The organism is Micromonospora sp. WMMD708 (assembly GCF_049315245.1).
Lineage (GTDB): Bacteria > Actinomycetota > Actinomycetes > Mycobacteriales > Micromonosporaceae > Micromonospora > Micromonospora wenchangensis.
In genome coordinates this window covers 5,113,924-5,128,922 of sequence record NZ_CP186060.1, presented here as the reverse complement: position 1 = coordinate 5,128,922, position 14,999 = coordinate 5,113,924, and the positions used below count along the sequence as shown (strand labels likewise).

The 14,999-nt window shown below is 73.8% G+C and carries 14 protein-coding genes and 1 pseudogene; 9 read left to right on the top strand and 6 right to left on the bottom strand.

What is annotated here, in order from left to right:
- Window positions 1-36: 36 nt before the first annotated feature.
- Window positions 37-723 (bottom strand): IclR family transcriptional regulator, encoded by a 687-nt coding sequence (locus ACN260_RS22585; protein ID WP_088646078.1) that lies wholly within the window; start codon window positions 721-723, stop codon window positions 37-39.
- A 49-nt stretch (window positions 724-772) separates the two neighbouring features.
- Between ACN260_RS22585 and leuC the strand changes: the two genes are divergently transcribed.
- From leuC to ACN260_RS22570, 3 genes are all read left to right on the top strand, one after another.
- Window positions 773-2,215 carry a 3-isopropylmalate dehydratase large subunit gene (leuC, locus tag ACN260_RS22580; RefSeq protein ID WP_422752926.1) on the top strand — a complete coding sequence of 481 codons (1,443 nt, stop codon included), beginning with the start codon at window positions 773-775 and terminating at the stop codon, window positions 2,213-2,215.
- 15 nt (window positions 2,216-2,230) lie between these two features.
- Complete coding sequence (leuD, locus tag ACN260_RS22575; RefSeq protein WP_422752925.1) at window positions 2,231-2,818, top strand: 3-isopropylmalate dehydratase small subunit; 588 nt, start codon at window positions 2,231-2,233, stop codon at window positions 2,816-2,818.
- 172 nt (window positions 2,819-2,990) lie between these two features.
- Window positions 2,991-3,719: an HU family DNA-binding protein gene (locus ACN260_RS22570; RefSeq protein ID WP_422756801.1), complete on the top strand. Its 729-nt coding sequence runs from the start codon at window positions 2,991-2,993 to the stop codon at window positions 3,717-3,719.
- A 137-nt stretch (window positions 3,720-3,856) separates the two neighbouring features.
- Here the strand turns inward: ACN260_RS22570 and ACN260_RS22565 are convergent, their stop codons facing one another.
- The 3 genes and pseudogenes from ACN260_RS22565 to cofC form a co-directional block, all read right to left on the bottom strand.
- Entirely contained in the window at window positions 3,857-4,741 is an 885-nt protein-coding gene (locus tag ACN260_RS22565) for an NUDIX hydrolase (RefSeq protein ID WP_422752924.1), read from the bottom strand.
- Window positions 4,742-4,790: 49 nt separating this feature from the next.
- Window positions 4,791-6,959, bottom strand: coding sequence for an RNA degradosome polyphosphate kinase (locus ACN260_RS22560; protein ID WP_422756800.1), 2,169 nt, complete (start codon window positions 6,957-6,959; stop codon window positions 4,791-4,793).
- 459 nt (window positions 6,960-7,418) lie between these two features.
- A pseudogene (cofC, locus tag ACN260_RS22555) lies at window positions 7,419-8,072 on the bottom strand (2-phospho-L-lactate guanylyltransferase); the annotation flags it as partial.
- Window positions 8,073-8,200: 128 nt separating this feature from the next.
- Between cofC and ACN260_RS22550 the strand changes: the two are divergent.
- From ACN260_RS22550 to ACN260_RS22530, 5 genes are all read left to right on the top strand, one after another.
- The gene (locus ACN260_RS22550) at window positions 8,201-8,926 is read left to right on the top strand and encodes a lysophospholipid acyltransferase family protein (RefSeq protein ID WP_422752923.1); all 726 of its coding nucleotides are present in this window, start codon (window positions 8,201-8,203) and stop codon (window positions 8,924-8,926) included.
- A 40-nt stretch (window positions 8,927-8,966) separates the two neighbouring features.
- Entirely contained in the window at window positions 8,967-9,974 is a 1,008-nt protein-coding gene (locus tag ACN260_RS22545) for an NAD(P)H-dependent glycerol-3-phosphate dehydrogenase (protein WP_422752922.1), read from the top strand.
- Window positions 9,975-10,003: 29 nt separating this feature from the next.
- On the top strand, window positions 10,004-11,134 hold the full coding sequence (locus tag ACN260_RS22540; protein ID WP_422756799.1) for a cystathionine gamma-lyase: 1,131 nt from the start codon (window positions 10,004-10,006) through the stop codon (window positions 11,132-11,134).
- Window positions 11,135-11,291: 157 nt separating this feature from the next.
- Entirely contained in the window at window positions 11,292-12,083 is a 792-nt protein-coding gene (locus ACN260_RS22535; protein WP_422752921.1) for a putative protein N(5)-glutamine methyltransferase, read from the top strand.
- A gap of 159 nt (window positions 12,084-12,242) precedes the next feature.
- The gene (locus ACN260_RS22530) at window positions 12,243-13,313 is read left to right on the top strand and encodes an ROK family protein (protein ID WP_422752920.1); all 1,071 of its coding nucleotides are present in this window, start codon (window positions 12,243-12,245) and stop codon (window positions 13,311-13,313) included.
- Window positions 13,314-13,378: 65 nt separating this feature from the next.
- Here ACN260_RS22530 and ACN260_RS22525 read toward each other — a convergent pair whose 3' ends face one another.
- Both ACN260_RS22525 and ACN260_RS22520 read right to left on the bottom strand, forming a co-directional pair.
- Window positions 13,379-13,579, bottom strand: a complete 201-nt coding sequence (locus ACN260_RS22525) for a DUF397 domain-containing protein (RefSeq protein WP_145918315.1) — start codon at window positions 13,577-13,579, stop codon at window positions 13,379-13,381.
- Between the two features lie 7 nt (window positions 13,580-13,586).
- Entirely contained in the window at window positions 13,587-14,432 is an 846-nt protein-coding gene (locus ACN260_RS22520) for a helix-turn-helix domain-containing protein (protein ID WP_088646065.1), read from the bottom strand.
- Window positions 14,433-14,685: 253 nt separating this feature from the next.
- On the opposite strand from ACN260_RS22520, the gene ACN260_RS22515 reads away from it, so the two are divergent.
- On the top strand, window positions 14,686-14,916 hold the full coding sequence (locus ACN260_RS22515) for a hypothetical protein (RefSeq protein WP_422756798.1): 231 nt from the start codon (window positions 14,686-14,688) through the stop codon (window positions 14,914-14,916).
- The last annotated feature ends 83 nt before the right edge of the window (window positions 14,917-14,999 follow it).

The window sequence follows — 14,999 nt, the reverse complement described above, 5'->3', positions numbered from 1 at the left end:
CGAGACCGGGGGCGGGGCGGGGCGGGGTGGGGTGGGTTAGAGGCCGGAGAGGCGTTGGCCGGCGCGGACGACGGCCATGGCGTGGCGTTCGCCGGGGCGGCGGCCGAGGCGTTCGATCGGGCCGGAGATGCTGATCGAGGCGATCACCCGGCCGGTGCGGTCCCGGATCGGGGCGGAGACGCTTGCCACACCGGCCTCCCGTTCGGCGACGCTCTGCGCCCAGCCCCGGCGGCGTACCTCGGCGAGGGTTCGGCCGGTGAACTTGGACCGGGGCAGCAGCGGCATGACCGCCTCGGGCGGCTCCCAGGCGAGCAGGATCTGCGCTGCGGAGCCGGCCGTCATGGGCAGCACCGAGCCGACCGGCACGGTGTCCCGCAGGCCGCTGGCCCGCTCGGCGGCGGCCACGCAGACCCGTTCGTCGGCCCGGCGCAGGTAGAGTTGGGCGCTCTCCCCGGTGGCGTCGCGCAGCGCGGCGAGCAGCGGCTCGGCGGCGGTCAGCAGGACGTCCGGGGCGGCGTTGGCCAGCTCGCCGAGCCGGGGCCCGGGACGCCATCGCCCCTGGGTGTCCCGGACCAGCATCCGGTGGATCTCCAGGGCCTGGGCCAGCCGGTGTGCGGTGGCTCGGGGCAGCTTGGTGCGTTCAACGAGTTCGGCCAGGCTGGCGCCGTCGACACAGGCGGCCAGGATGACCACCGCCTTGTCGAGGACGCCGACACCGCTCATACTGTGTCCCACAAGCCGAAATTTACCTCCCAGAATTTAGGATGTCCAGATGGTGGGAGTCACTCAACCGAGGACCCTGGCCGAGAAGGTCTGGGACGCGCACGTCGTACGGACCGCCGAGGGTGAGCCGGACCTGCTCTACATCGACCTGCACCTGCTGCACGAGGTGACCAGCCCGCAGGCGTTCGACGGGCTGCGCCAGGCCGGCCGGCGGGTCCGCCGCCCCGATCTCACGCTCGCGACCGAGGATCACAACACCCCGACCGGGTACGACGATCCCGCGTTCCGGCTGCGCCGGGGCGACCTGCTGACGATCGCGGACCCGACCTCGCGTACCCAGATCGAGACGTTGCGCCGCAACTGCGCCGAGTTCGGCCTGCGGCTGCACCCACTGGGCGACGAGAACCAGGGCATCGTGCACGTGATCGGCCCCCAGTTGGGCGTCACCCAGCCCGGCATGACGATCGTCTGTGGCGATTCGCACACCGCCACCCACGGCGCGTTCGGCGCGCTGGCCTTCGGCATCGGCACCAGTGAGGTCGAACACGTCCTGGCCACCCAGACCCTGCCGCAGGCCCGCCCGAAGACCATGGCGGTCAACGTCACCGGTCGGCTCGCCCCCGGCGTCACCGCCAAGGACCTGGTCCTCGCGCTGATCGCGCAGGTGGGCACGGGCGGCGGACGCGGCCACATCGTGGAGTACCGGGGCGAGGCCATCCGCGCGCTGTCGATGGAGGGCCGGATGACGGTGGCGAACATGTCCATCGAGTGGGGCGCCAAGGCGGGCCTGATCGCGCCGGACGAGACCACCTTCGCGTACCTCAAGGGCCGGCCGCACGCGCCGGCCGGAGCCGACTGGGACGCGGCGCTGGCCTACTGGCGGACGCTGCCCACCGACGACGGCGCGACCTTCGACGCCGAGGTGACCCTGGACGCGAGCCGGATCACCCCGTTCGTCACCTGGGGCACCAACCCCGGCCAGGGCGCCCCGCTCGACGCGGCCGTGCCGGACCCGGAGGAGTTCACCACCGACGCCGAGCGGACCGCCGCGCGCCGGGCCCTGGAGTACATGGACCTCACCCCGGGCACCCCGCTGCGCGACCTCGCCGTCGACGTGGTCTTCGTCGGTTCCTGCACCAACGGCCGGCTGGAGGACCTGCGGGCCGCCGCCGACGTGCTGCGCGGCCACCGGGTCGCCGACGGGGTACGGATGCTGGTGGTGCCCGGCTCCGCCGCCGTGCGGGAGGCCGCCGAGGCGGAGGGCCTGGACAAGGTCTTCGCCGACGCCGGAGCGGAGTGGCGGTTCGCCGGCTGCTCGATGTGCCTGGGCATGAACCCGGACACGCTGAAGCCGGGCGAGCGTTCGGCCTCGACCTCCAACCGCAACTTCGAGGGCCGGCAGGGCCGGGGCGGGCGTACCCACCTGGTGTCGCCCCCGGTCGCCGCCGCCACCGCCGTGACCGGTCGGCTCGCCGCCCCGGCCGATCTGTAGAAGGGCAGCCGAGAGATGGACAAGTTCACCACCCACACCGGCACCGCGGCGCCGCTGCGCCGTTCCAATGTGGACACGGATCAGATCATCCCGGCCGTGTACCTCAAGCGGGTGACCCGTACCGGCTTCGCCGACGGACTCTTCCGGGCCTGGCGCGACGATCCCGCATTCGTGCTCAACAACCCGGCGTATTCGGGGGCCACCATCCTCGTGGCCGGGCCGGAGTTCGGCACCGGGTCATCCCGGGAGCACGCAGTGTGGGCGCTGCGCGACGGGGGTTTCCAGGCGGTCGTCTCGCCCCGCTTCGGTGACATCTTCCGGGGCAACGCGCTCAAGGAAGGGCTCCTCCCGGTTGAATTGGAACTGACCGCGGTCGAGCAGATCTGGGACCTGGTGGAGGCCGATCCGACCACTGAGGTGACGGTCGACCTGACCACCCGTGAGGTCCGGGTCGGGGACTCCACCTGGTCGTTCCCGATCGACGACCACAGCCGCTGGCGGCTGATGGAGGGCCTCGACGACATTGGACTCACCCTGCGGCACGTCGCCGACATCGAGGCATACGAGGCCGGCCGACCGTCGTTCACCCCCTCCGTGGTCTAGCCGTACGCCGGGCCACGGCACCGTTTTCGCCCCCACCGGTTCATCCGGTGGGGGCGAATCCGTTACGACACAAGGGCTTTTTTCCACCGAATGTTTGTGTCCAGGCAGCACAGGGCATACGGTGCGCGCAGAATGGCTCGCGTCGAGTCAGTTGCACAATCGGGAGGAAGTCGTGAACAAGGCCGAGCTCATCGAGGCGCTCGCCGCTCGCCTGGGGGACCGGAAGTCGGCGACGGCGGCGCTCGACGCGGTCCTCGCCGAGGTCCAGGCGGCGGTCACCAAGGGCGACAAAGTGGCGATCACCGGATTCGGATCGTTCGAAAAGCGTGTCCGGGCGGCGCGAACAGCGCGCAACCCGCGTACCGGTGAGGCGGTGAAGGTCAAGAAGACATCCGTTCCGGCCTTCAAGCCGGGCGCCGGTTTCAAGGAGATGGTGGCCACCGGCAAGGTGCCGAAGACCGCCGCTCCGGCGAAGAAGACCACCACGGCGGCCGCCAAGGCCACCGGCACGAAGGCCACCGGCACCAGGGCCACCGCCGCGAAGGCGACCACGGCCAAGGCGACCGCGGCCAAGAAGACGACCGCGGCCAGCAAGGCGACCGGGGCGAAGGCGACCGGGACCAAGGCCACCGCGGCCAAGAAGACGACCGCGGCCAGCAAGGCCACCGGTGCCGCCAAGACCACCGCGGCGAAGGCCACCAAGGCCGCCACCGCGACCAAGGCGGCGACGAAGAAGGCCGCTCCGGCGAAGAAGACCGCCACGGCGACCAAGTCGGCTCCCGCCCGGAGCGCGGCAGCCAGGAAGACGACCGCGGCCAAGAGCACCACTGCCAAGGCCACCACCGCCAAGGCCACCACCGCGAAGAAGGCGCCGGCGAAGCGGACCGCCGCCAAGCGCTGATTTCCCGGTACTACGCGACGGGCGCCCACTGCCATGGTGGGCGCCCGTTTCCGGTGTCCGGCCCGGGGCGGCCGCGAGGGTGCAGAGCCGATCGGCGCAGCCGGCGGTGTCGGGTCGGTGCGGTGGGCGGCGAGTGTTCAGAACCGGTCGGCGGCGAGCAGCCCGTCGGCGGTGAAGGCGAGCAGCCAGCCGCCACCCTTGGCGGTGCCGAAATCGTCGTCGCGCCCCGCCAACCGGGCCAACGCGCCCGGGATCACCTTGCCCTGGCTGCACACCCCGACCGGCTGCCCGGTGGCGGCCAGCTCGACCAGCCGGCCGGCGGCGGCCAACGCGCACTCGTCGACCTGCTGGCCCGGCTGCGGCTCGTCGAAGTCGCCGCACACCTCGATCGGCAGGTCCAGCAGGGCGGCTGCCGGCCCGAGGGTCTGTACGCACCGGCGGGGCGAGGCCGACAGCAGGCGTACCGGCCGGACCAGGGCGACCAGCGGGGCCAGCGCCCGGGCCTGGGCGACCCCCTCGGCGTCCAACGGGCGGCCGGTATCCGGCCCCGACCAGGTGGCCCGCTTGCCGGCGTGCGCGTGCCGGACCAGCGCCACGGTGCCGGTGACCCGGGGCAGGGCGGCGAACGCGGCCAGCACCTGCGCGTCGTGCGGGTAGCTCACCCGGTCGACCGCCGCGTCGACGTCGAGCCAGCACACGTCGTCGACCTCGGTGCCCGGCTGGAACCCGCCGGTGCCCACGGCCCGCATCGACCAGTAGTCGACCAGCTTGGGTCGGCCCTCGCTGCGGTACCGCACGGTGGGCAGCCGGACCTGCGGCACCGCGCGTACGTCGGACTCCTCGGCCACCTCCCGGACGGCGGCCAGCAGCGGATGCTCGTCCCGTTCCAGCTTGCCCTTGGGCAGCGACCAGTCGCCGTAGCGGGGCCGGTGTACGAGGCAGACTTCGACCCCGCCACCGTCGGCGGGTCGCCACGCCACTCCACCGGCCGCCCGGATACCGGCCGGTTCCTCGTCCACCATCCGATCACCCTACGTCCGTGCGATCCCCCGTACCGGCCGCCCGCCCGGCTCAGCCGGCGGAACTGCCCACCCGGCGCAGCAGCAGTTCCTGCAGGTCGTGCAGTGGCTCCTCGTCGGTACCGGTGCGCCTGGTCCAGCTGCCGTCGGCGGCCAGTTCGAACGCGTCCACGTCCGGGCTCATCGCCGTGGTCATCACCTGGTCCAGCTCGGCGCGGGCGACCGGGTCGCTGACCTGCACCAGCGCCTCCACCCGGCGGTCGAGGTTGCGGTGCATCAGGTCGGCCGACCCCATCCAGAACTCGGCGTCGCCGTTGTTGCCGAACCGGAAGATCCGCGAGTGTTCCAGGAACCGGCCGAGGATCGAGCGGACCCGGATGTTCTCCGACAGCCCCGGCACCCCGGGCCGCAGCGTGCACATGCCCCGGATGAGCAGGTCCACGTGCACGCCGGCCTGTGACGCCCGGTAGAGCGCGTCGGTGATCTCCTCGTCGACCAGCGAGTTCACCTTGAACTGCACCAGCCCCGGCATGCCCAGCCGGACGTGCGCGATCTCCCGCTCGATCCGCTCGACCAGCCCGCTGCGGATGCCCTGCGGGGCCACCAGCAGCCGCCGGTACGCGGTCTGCCGGCTGTAGCCGGTGAGCACGTTGAACAGGTCGGTCAGGTCGGCGCCGATCTCCGGGTCGGCGGTGAGCACGCCGAAGTCCTCGTACAGCCGGGCGGTCTTGGGGTGGTAGTTGCCGGTGCCGATGTGGCAGTACCGGCGGATCTGGTTGCCCTCCTGACGTACCACCAGGGCGGTCTTGCAGTGCGTCTTGAGCCCGACCAGGCCGTAGACGACGTGGCAGCCGGCCCGTTCCAGGGTGCGCGCCCAGCCGATGTTGGCCACCTCGTCGAAGCGGGCCTTCAGCTCCACCAGCACCACCACCTGCTTGCCGGCGGCGGCGGCGTCGACCAGCGCGTCGACGATCGGGGAGTCGCCGCTGGTGCGGTAGAGGGTCTGCTTGATGGCCAGCACGTCCGGGTCGGCGGCGGCCTGCTCGACGAACCGTTGCACGCTGGTGGCGAACGAGTGGTACGGGTGGTGCACCAGCACGTCGCCGTCGCGCAGGGTGGCGAAGACGCTGCGCGGCACCTCGCCCTCGGTCAGCCGGGGGTGGGTGGCCGGCACGAACGGCTTGTCCTTCAGGTCGGGGCGGTCCGCCTCGCCGTAGAGCTGCCACAGCGCCGACAGGTCCAGCAGGCCGGGGACCCGCAGCACGTCGTGGTCGTCCATGTCCAGCTCGCGGACGAGCAGCTCCAGCATGTGGTCGGAGATGGAGGCGGCCACCTCCAGCCGGACCGGGGGGCCGAAGCGCCGCCGGGCCAGTTCCCGTTCCAGGGCCTGGAGCAGGTCCTCGTCGCGGTCCTCGTCGACCTCCACCTCGGCGTTGCGGGTGACCCGGAACAGGTGGCACTCGACCACCTGCATGCCGGAGAAGAGCTGCCCCAGGTGCACCGAGATGAGGTCCTCCACGGGCAGCATCCGCAGCCCCGGCTGGTCCCGGCCGACCCGGACGAAGCGCGGCACGTTGTTGGGGACCTTGACCCGGGCGAACAGCTCCGAGCCGCCGTCGGGGTCCCGCACCGCCACGGCCAGGTTCAGCGACCGGCCGGAGATGTACGGGAACGGGTGCGCCGGGTCCACCGCGAGCGGGGTGAGCACCGGGAAGATGTGTTCCCGGAAGTAGGTGCGCAGCCGCTCCCGCTCCGGGTCGTCCAGCTCCGCCCAGCGGGTGATCCGGATGTCCTCCCGGGCGAGCTGCGGCAGCAGGTCGTCGACGAAGCAGGCGGCCTGCCGGGCGACCAGGCCGGCCGCGCACTCGGTGATCCGCTCCAGCTGGGTGCGCAGCGGCAGCCGGTCCCCGCCGCGTACCGGCAGGCCGGCGGAGAGCCGACGCTTGAGCCCGGCCACCCGCACCATGTAGAACTCGTCGAGGTTGCTGGCGAAGATGGCCAGGAACTTGGCCCGTTCCAGCAGCGGGGTGCGCGGGTCCTCGGCCAGGGCCAGCACCCGGCCGTTGAAGTCGAGCCAGGACAGCTCCCGGTTGAGGAACCGGTCCGCCGGCAGCGGCGCGACGGCGGGCGACCCGTCGGCCGTCGACCCCTCGCCGCTGGCCGGGACGTCGGCGGCGGGGACGTCGACGGGGCGGTCGTCGGTGTCGAGCACCTCGTCCAGGCCGGCGGAGGCCCCGGCGGCGCTGGCGCCGGGGGAGTCGGGGGCCGTGGCGGAGACCTCCTCCGGGGCGCGACGGGTGCGGGAACCGCTGCGACGGCGGGTGCCGTTGCGGGTCGGGTCGGTGGCGGCGGACGGGCTGGTGGGGTGCTCGCGAGGGGTGCTCACCCGCTCATAATCACCCGATTACGGTTAACGCAAAATGAACTTGGGCCGCGTTGTTCAGACCATCGTCGGCAACGTCACCCGGACGACCCCGCCGTCCGGATCGGTTTCCACCGTCAACCGCTGGCCGAGGCGGAGCAGCCGCAGCCCGGAGGCGTCGAAGGCGCGGGCCGGGAAGGGCAGCTCGGTGCCGTCGTCGAGCAGCAGCACGCCGGTGCGGCTCTGCGCGTCGAAGGTCGCCACGGTGCCCTGCATGCCAGCACCGTACACCGGGCGGTCGGCGTGGGGCCGCCGGCCGGTCCGGCCGGGGACGGCCGGGACGACTCCGGTCAGCGCGCCGGTCGCCGGGCCGAGCCCGAGCCGGGCCGCGTCGGCCAGGTCGGCGGCGGTGTCCACGTCGCGGCGCAGGCTCGGCCAGACACCGGGCAGCGGCACCGCCCCGGAGGCAAGGTGCGCCGCCGCCGAGCCGGCCCCGAACCGGGGCGCAAGCGGCACCCCGGGAGATGTGGTGAGCAGCACGGTCCCGGTGCCGGGGGCGTCGGCCACGAACCGGCGTACCCCCGTCGGGCCGGAGCCGACCGCGTGCAGCGCGGCGGCCAGTTCGGCCGAGCGCAGCGCCGGCAGGTCGGCGGTGAGGGCGGCCAGCCAGCTCCGGCCGTCGTCGGCCGCCGCCTGCGCGCCGTGCCGCAGGGCGGCGTTCAGCCCGGCGTCCGGATGGTCCGGCACCACCCGCGCGCCCGCCGCGCCGACCGTCGCGGCCACCCGCTGGTCGGCGGTGACCACCAGCACCTCGGCCACCGCCGGGCAGGCCAGCACCGCGCCGACCGTGTCGGCCACCAACGCCAGCGCCAGCTCCTCGTGCGGTACGGCCGGCAGCGCCCCCCGCAACCGGCTCTTCGCCGCGTGGAGCCGCTTCACCGGCACCACCGCCACCCACCTCGCCTGGCCCACGTCGACAATCCTGCCAGCGGCGGCGGCGGTACCCGCACTGGCCGTACCAGGGACGAGCAGGCATGATTTCCGCTGCGGGCACGCAACGGTGGGGGTGCGGCACGCGGGTGGGGTGACGAGGAGGCACGGTGGCACGGCGCAGGCTGGGTTTCTGGCGACGGTTCGCCGTGGTGCTGGTCAAGCCCGTGATGCTGGCCTGGACCCGGCGCACCTGGCACGGGGTCGAGCAGCTGCGCCGCCCCGGGGGCGTCATCATCGTGCCCAACCACATCTCGCACGCCGACCCGCTGGTCTGCGCCCACTTCATCTACGACGCGGGCCGGTGGCCGCAGTTCCTCGGCAAGGCCAGCGTGTTCCGGGTGCCGGTGGTCGGCTACATCCTGCACCGCTGCCGGCAGATCCCGGTGGAACGGGAGACCGCCACCGCGGTCAAGTCGCTGGACCGGCTGGTCGCCGCGCTGGACGCGGGCGGCGCGGTGGTGATCTATCCGGAGGGCACCATCACCCGGGAGCCGCAGCTGTGGCCGATGAAGGGCAAGACCGGGGCGGCCCGGCTGGCCCTGGCCACCGGCGCGCCGGTGGTCCCGGTGGTGATGTGGGGTCCGGAACGTCTCTTCGACCCGCGTACCAGCCGGGTGGGGCTGCGTCCCCGGACCCCGGTGACGGTGGTGGCCGGTCCGCCTGTCGACCTGGACCGGTGGGCGGGGGCCACCCCGAGCCGGATGGTGCTGGAGGAGATGACCGACCAGATCATGCTGACCCTGCGGGACCTGCTCGCCGGGGTCCGGGGCGGCACACCACCGCCGCTGTGGGAACGTCCCGTCCGTACGCGTACTCCCGAGGGGACCGAATGAGCGAGTGGATCGACCGGCGCGACGCAGGGGCAGGGGTGGCGTGAGCGGGCACGTGGCGGTGCTGGGGGCCGGTTCGTGGGGGACCGCGTTCGCCAAGATCCTCGCCGACGCCGGTCGGGAGGTGACCATCCTCGCCCGGCGCGAGCAGGTCGCCGAGGCGATCCGTGTCCACCGGCGTAACCCCGACTACCTGCCGGAGCTGCGGCTGCCCGACCGGGTCACCGCCACCGGCGACGCGGCCAAGGCGATCTCCGGTGCGGAACTGGTGGTGCTGTCGGTGCCGTCGCAGACGCTGCGCGGCAACCTCGCCGAGTGGGCCGGCCACCTCGCCCCGGACGCCACCCTGGTCTCCCTGATGAAGGGGATCGAGCTGGGCACCACCCGGCGGATGAGCGAGGTGATCGTGGAGACCGCCCGGGTCACCCCGGACCGGGTGGTGGTGGTCTCCGGCCCCAACCTGGCCCCCGAGATCGCGGTCGAGCAGCCGGCCGCGACGGTGGTCGCCGGCACCGACGCCCGCCGCACCGAGCTGGTGCAGCAGTCGATCCGCACCCCGTACTTCCGGCCGTACACCAATGACGACGTGATCGGCTGCGAGCTGGGCGGGGCGGTCAAGAACGTGATCGCCCTGTCGTACGGGATCGCCACCGCGATGGGCTTCGGCGACAACACCCGGGCCATGCTGATGACCCGGGGGCTGGCCGAGACCGCCCGGCTGGGGGTGGCGCTCGGCGCCGACCCGATCACCTTCGCCGGCCTGGCCGGGATGGGTGACCTGGTGGCCTCCTGCTCGTCGCCGCTGGCCCGCAACCGCACCTTCGGCGAGCACCTGGGCCGGGGGGAGACGCTGGAGCAGGCGCAGGCGGCCACCCGGCAGACCGCCGAGGGGGTCAAGAGCTGCCTGGCCATCCGGGACCTGGCCCGCGCGCACGGGGTGGAGATGCCGATCACCGAGCAGATCGAACGGATCTGCCACGAGGGGATGGACCCGAGACTCGCGGTGGACACCCTGATGAGCCGGACCGCCAAGCCGGAGTCGTACGAGTGAGCGGCCCGCCGACCGGGCCGGGCCACCCGGTGACGCACTGGCACGACGGCACCCGGTGCGTGCACGCCGGGCTGCCCGAGCCGGAGCCGGGGCAGCCGTTCCTGCCCGGCCCGGTCTTCGCCGCGCCGTACCACCTCGACCCGTGGCAGGGGCCGGCCGCGACACCGAACGGCTACGGCCGCCCGGACAATCCGACCCGGCGGCTGCTGGAGTCCGCCATCGGCGAGCTGGAGGGCGGCGACTGCCGGGTGTTCGCCTCCGGGCAGGCCGCCATCACCGGGCTGCTGCTGGCCGTGCTGCGCCCCGGCGACACCGTGCTGCTGCCCGCCGACGGCTACTTCCCGGTCCGGGCGTTCGCCACCGCCACCCTCGCCGCGCTGGGGGTACGGGTCGGGTTCGTGCCCACCGCCGGGCCGTACCCGTCGTGGGACGGGGTCCGCCTGGTGCTGCTGGAGACCCCCGCGAACCCGGGCCTGGACGTGGCCGACATCGCCGCCGTGGCCGACGCGGCGCACGCGGCCGGCGCGTTGGTGGCGGTGGACAACACCACCGCCACCCCGCTGGGGCAGCGCCCGCTGGACCTCGGCGCGGACCTGGTGGTCGCCTCCGGCACCAAGGCGTTGACCGGCCACTCCGACCTGCTGCTCGGCTACGTGGCGGCCCGGTCGGCGGAGCTGCTGGAGACGGTGACCGGGTGGCGCACCACCACCGGCGCGGTGCCCGGGGCGTTCGACGCCTGGCTGGCCCACCGCTCGCTGGCCACCCTCGACCTGCGGCTGGCCCGGCAGTCCGCCAACGCGGCGGCGCTGGTCGACCTGCTCGCCGGGCGACCGGACGTGACCGGGCTGCGGTGGCCCGGCCGTCCGGAGGACCCGGCCTACCCGGTGGCGTCGCGGCAGCTGCGCCGGATGCCGGGGGTGCTCTCGTTCGACCTCGGCGACGCCGACCGGGTGGCCCGGTTCGTCGCCGGGTCCCGGCTGGTCGCCGCCGCGACCTCGTTCGGTGGCCTGCACACCAGCGCCGACCGGCGGGCGCAGTGGGGCGACGACACCGCCCCCGGGTTCGTCCGGCTCTCCTGCGGGGTGGAGGACACCGCCGACCTGGTCGCCGACGTGACCGCCGCGCTGGACGACGCGGGGGCGGCCGGTCCGCTATCGTGATGCCGGCCCACCCGGGCCCCGACCGGAGGAGGTGAGTCCGATCCACCAGACGTCAGGACCGGCGCTCCCCGTCGAGTCCCGTCGCTGCGGCAACGGAGTCCCGTCGCCGCGGTAGCGACGGTGGGAGCGCCGACGTGCGCTCCCGAAAGGCATCACCATGGCATCCGATCCGTTTCCCCACGAACCCGCCGCTCTCGTCGCCCGGCTGCGTGCCGCCGGCTGCGTCTACGCCGAGGACGAGGCCGCGCTGCTCACCGCCGCCGCCGACTCGCCGCAGGCGCTGGCGGCCCTCACCGACCGGCGGATCGCCGGTGAACCGTTGGAACACCTGCTCGGCTGGGCCGAGTTCTGCGGCCGTCGGGTCGCCGTCGACCCGGGGGTGTTCGTCCCCCGGACCCGGACCGCGCTGCTGGTGGAGGCCGCCGCGTCGGTCGCCGGGCCGGCACCGGCGCTGGTCGACCTGTGCTGCGGGTCCGGGGCGATCAGTGTCGCGCTCGTCGACCGGCTCGCCCCGCGCTGGCTGGCCGCCGTCGACGTCGACCCGGCCGCCGTGGCCTGCGCCCGCCGCAACCTGGCCGGCCGGGACGTCACCGTCGTGCAGGGCGACCTGTACGACCCGCTGCCGGCGCACTGGCGGGGCCGGCTGGACGTGGTGGTCGCCAACGCTCCCTACGTGCCCACCCCGGCGGTGGCGCTGATGCCGGCGGAGGCCCGGCTGCACGAGGCGGTGGTGGCGCTGGACGGGGGCGTCGACGGGCTGGCCGTGCTGCGCCGGGTCGCCGCGGGCGCGGTCGACTGGCTACGACCCGGCGGGCACCTGGTGGTGGAGGTCAGCGCCGGGCAGGCCGGGGCGCTGTGTACGGCGATGACCGGGCTGGGGCTGCTGCCGAGGGTCCTGCACGCCGACCGCTGGGACGCGACGGGAGTCCTGGCCCGCCGACCGGAGTGAGCCGCCGGGCCGGCCCCGTGCCGCCGGGTCGGGTCCCGGGCGGTCGGCGCGGGGCCGGTCGCCCTCCGGCCGGGTGCCCGGCGGGATTGCCGCACGTGGGGCGTGACGGGCGGTGGGAACGGGAACTAACCTCGCAGCAGGCCCGGTCGGAGGTGGCGGATGGTCAGCGTGGACGTGCCGGTGGTGGTCGGCCTCGACAACGGTGGCACCAGCAACAACGCCACGGTGCTGCGGCTGGACGGCCGGTTCCTGATCGACGGGTTGGTGGAGACGCCCAGCGAGGTGACCGCCGGCCCGCAGGCGGCCATCGAGGCGCTGGCCGGCGCGTTCGACGGGGTGCTGGCCCACGCCGGGGTGCCCCGGGGGCTGGTCCGGGCGGTCGGGTTGGACACCCCGGGCCCGGCCAGCGCGACAGGCGTCATCTCGTCGCGGGGCTCGACGAACTTCGCCCAGCCCGCCTGGCACGGCTTCGACGTGCGCGGCGCGCTGGAGCGGCGGCTCGGGCTGCCGGTGATCTACCACAACGACGGCAACGCCGCCGCGCTCTACGCCCACCACGTCCATTTCGGAGCCGACGCGGCGGCCCGGTCGTCGGTGGCGGCGATCGTCGGCACCGGCCTCGGCGGCGCGGTGGTGGTCGACGGGCGGGTGGTCACCGGGGCCGCCGGCATGGCCGGCGAGTTCGGTCACGTGCACATCCCGCTGGCCGGGCTGCTCGCCCCCGACCAGCCCGAACCGCGCTGCGCCTGCGGTTTCGCCGGGGACGCCGAGAGCGTCGCCTCGCTGACCGCGATCCGGCGCAACCTGTTGCCGTACTGGCTGTCGCGGTATCCGGGGCACCCGCTGGCGCAGGAGCCGCCCGAGCGGGCCGCCACCCTGCTGCGCGGGTACGCCGAGCGGGGTGACGCGCTGGCCCGGGAGGTCTTCGCCCAGCAGGCGGCGGCGCTCGGCCGGCTGTTCACCATCGCGGCCAACTTCACCGATCCGCACGCCTACTTCGTCGGCGGCGGGGTGGTGGAGGCGGCAGCGGAGTTCCGGGACTGGTTCCTCGACGCCGTCCGCGCGCACACCGTGCTGCGCCAGGAGCAGGCCGCGCTGGCGACGTTCGCGCTGGTGCCGGACCGGGACATGGCCGGCGCGCGGGGGGTGGCCATCGCCGCCGCCGAGGCGGTCCGGTCCGCCGGCACCCCACCCGCCGGCACCCCACCCGCCGACGCCCCGGTCGACTGACCCGCCGACGCGCCCGGCCCCGCCCCGTACCCCGTCACGACGGGTGCGGGACGGGGCCGGGGCGGTCAGCGGCGCGGCGGGGCGGTGGCGAAGGCGGACCAGGCGGCGGGCGGGAAGAGCAGCACCGGGCCGCCCGGGTCCTTGGAGTCGCGGACCGCGACCCGGCCGGGCAGCGACGCCAGCTCGACGCAGGCCCCCTCGTCCCCGCTGTGGCTGCTCTTGCGCCAGGCGGCCCCGGACAGGGCCCCGCCGATCGTCGGTGTCATCGGTCTCCTACCGTCCCTTCATCAGTTGCACGAGTTGGTCGCGGCTGTCGGCCGGGCTGAGCGCGACGGTCCGCAGGTGTTCCATGATCTTGGTGCAGGTACGCAGGTCACCCGGCCGGTCCAGGACCATCTGACCGGCGACCGTCTCCACCGAGGCGATCAGCGGGTCCTCCGGGTCGGCGAACTCCAGGATGTGCAGCGAGCCCCGGGTGCCCCGGTGGTAGCCGGCGGCGAGCGGGATCACCTGGACGGTGACGTTCGGCAGCTCCGAGGTCTTGAGCAGGTGGCTGAGCTGCGCCTGCATCACCGTCCGGTCGCCCACCGGGCGCAGCAGCGCACCCTCGTCGATGATCGCGTCGAAGATCGGCGGTTCGGCGGCGGTGATCCGCTGTTGCCGGTCCAGCCGGAGCTTGACCCGCTGCTCGACCTGCTCGTCGGTGAGGGTGTGCGGCCCGCCCCGCATCACGCCCCGGATGTAGTCGGCGGTCTGGAGCAGACCCGGCACGATGGACGGTTCGAAGTTGGCGATCGCGGTGGCCTCGGCCTCCAGCGCGATGAAGTCGATGGTGCGTTTGTCGAGCAGGTGTGAGTAGGGCACCCACCAGCCGGGCTTGCGGGTGTCCTTGGCCAGCTGGACCGCCGCGGCGATCTCGTCGGGCCTGACCCCGTAGAGGCTGAGCAGCGCGCGGACGGTGGCCGGGCTGACCAGCGTCTGCGCGTTCTCGTAGCGGCTGAGCGTGCTGCGGGTGCTGTTGATCTCGTCGGCGGCGGCCTCCAGGGTGAGGCCGGCCGCCTCCCGGTGGGCACGCAGGGCGATGCCGAGGCGGCGAGCACGGGCGGTCTTCGGTGCCATGCATCGATGGTGACACAGGTCTATGGGAAGACGTACATGAGAGAACAGGCGATGAGAGTTGCATTCACGCCTGTCCACCTGTCAATCTGTAACGGAGTCCTCACCATCGGTTGTCGTGGCGACGGCGATGGTGGGTGACCGGAGGGGATGAGGTGCGTGGCGATCGGGTTTACTCCCCCGTTCCCGATCGCCACGTGCCGCCGCCGCATGCGTCGAGAAAGGACTTCCAACAGTGAGGGGTCTGGTGACGGCGATGACGCGGTTCCTGGTGGTGCTCAGCGACGTCCGGCCGGTGGAGACACCCACCCGCGACGAGCGGGCCCGGCCCGAGCGTCGGCGGCAGGTGGTCGGCACCAGCAGCCGGGAGGCCGCCGACCGGATAGCCGGGGCGTTCATGGCCCTCGGCATGGTCCGGGCCGGGCGGCAGCGGGTGAAGGTGATCGCCGTCGGACGGGGACGCGGCAATCACCCCCACCGACCCTGATCGTCACGTAACGTATCGGGTCGGATGACCGTTTGCGAGGGTCGCTCGCTTCCTGCCGGGTATCACCATCGGCCCGCCGCAAC

Excerpts from the sequence above, each read along its gene's own strand:
- ACN260_RS22585 (WP_088646078.1), bottom strand. The coding sequence starts at position 723 with ATGAGCGGTGTCGGCGTCCTCGACAAGGCGGTGGTCATCCTGGCCGCC.
- leuC (WP_422752926.1), top strand. The coding sequence starts at position 773 with ATGGTGGGAGTCACTCAACCGAGGACCCTGGCCGAGAAGGTCTGGGAC.
- leuD (WP_422752925.1), top strand. The coding sequence starts at position 2,231 with ATGGACAAGTTCACCACCCACACCGGCACCGCGGCGCCGCTGCGCCGT.
- ACN260_RS22565 (WP_422752924.1), bottom strand. The coding sequence starts at position 4,741 with ATGGTGGACGAGGAACCGGCCGGTATCCGGGCGGCCGGTGGAGTGGCG.
- ACN260_RS22535 (WP_422752921.1), top strand. The coding sequence starts at position 11,292 with ATGGCATCCGATCCGTTTCCCCACGAACCCGCCGCTCTCGTCGCCCGG.
- ACN260_RS22530 (WP_422752920.1), top strand. The coding sequence starts at position 12,243 with ATGGTCAGCGTGGACGTGCCGGTGGTGGTCGGCCTCGACAACGGTGGC.
- ACN260_RS22525 (WP_145918315.1), bottom strand. The coding sequence starts at position 13,579 with ATGACACCGACGATCGGCGGGGCCCTGTCCGGGGCCGCCTGGCGCAAG.
- ACN260_RS22520 (WP_088646065.1), bottom strand. The coding sequence starts at position 14,432 with ATGGCACCGAAGACCGCCCGTGCTCGCCGCCTCGGCATCGCCCTGCGT.
- ACN260_RS22515 (WP_422756798.1), top strand. The coding sequence starts at position 14,686 with ATGACGCGGTTCCTGGTGGTGCTCAGCGACGTCCGGCCGGTGGAGACA.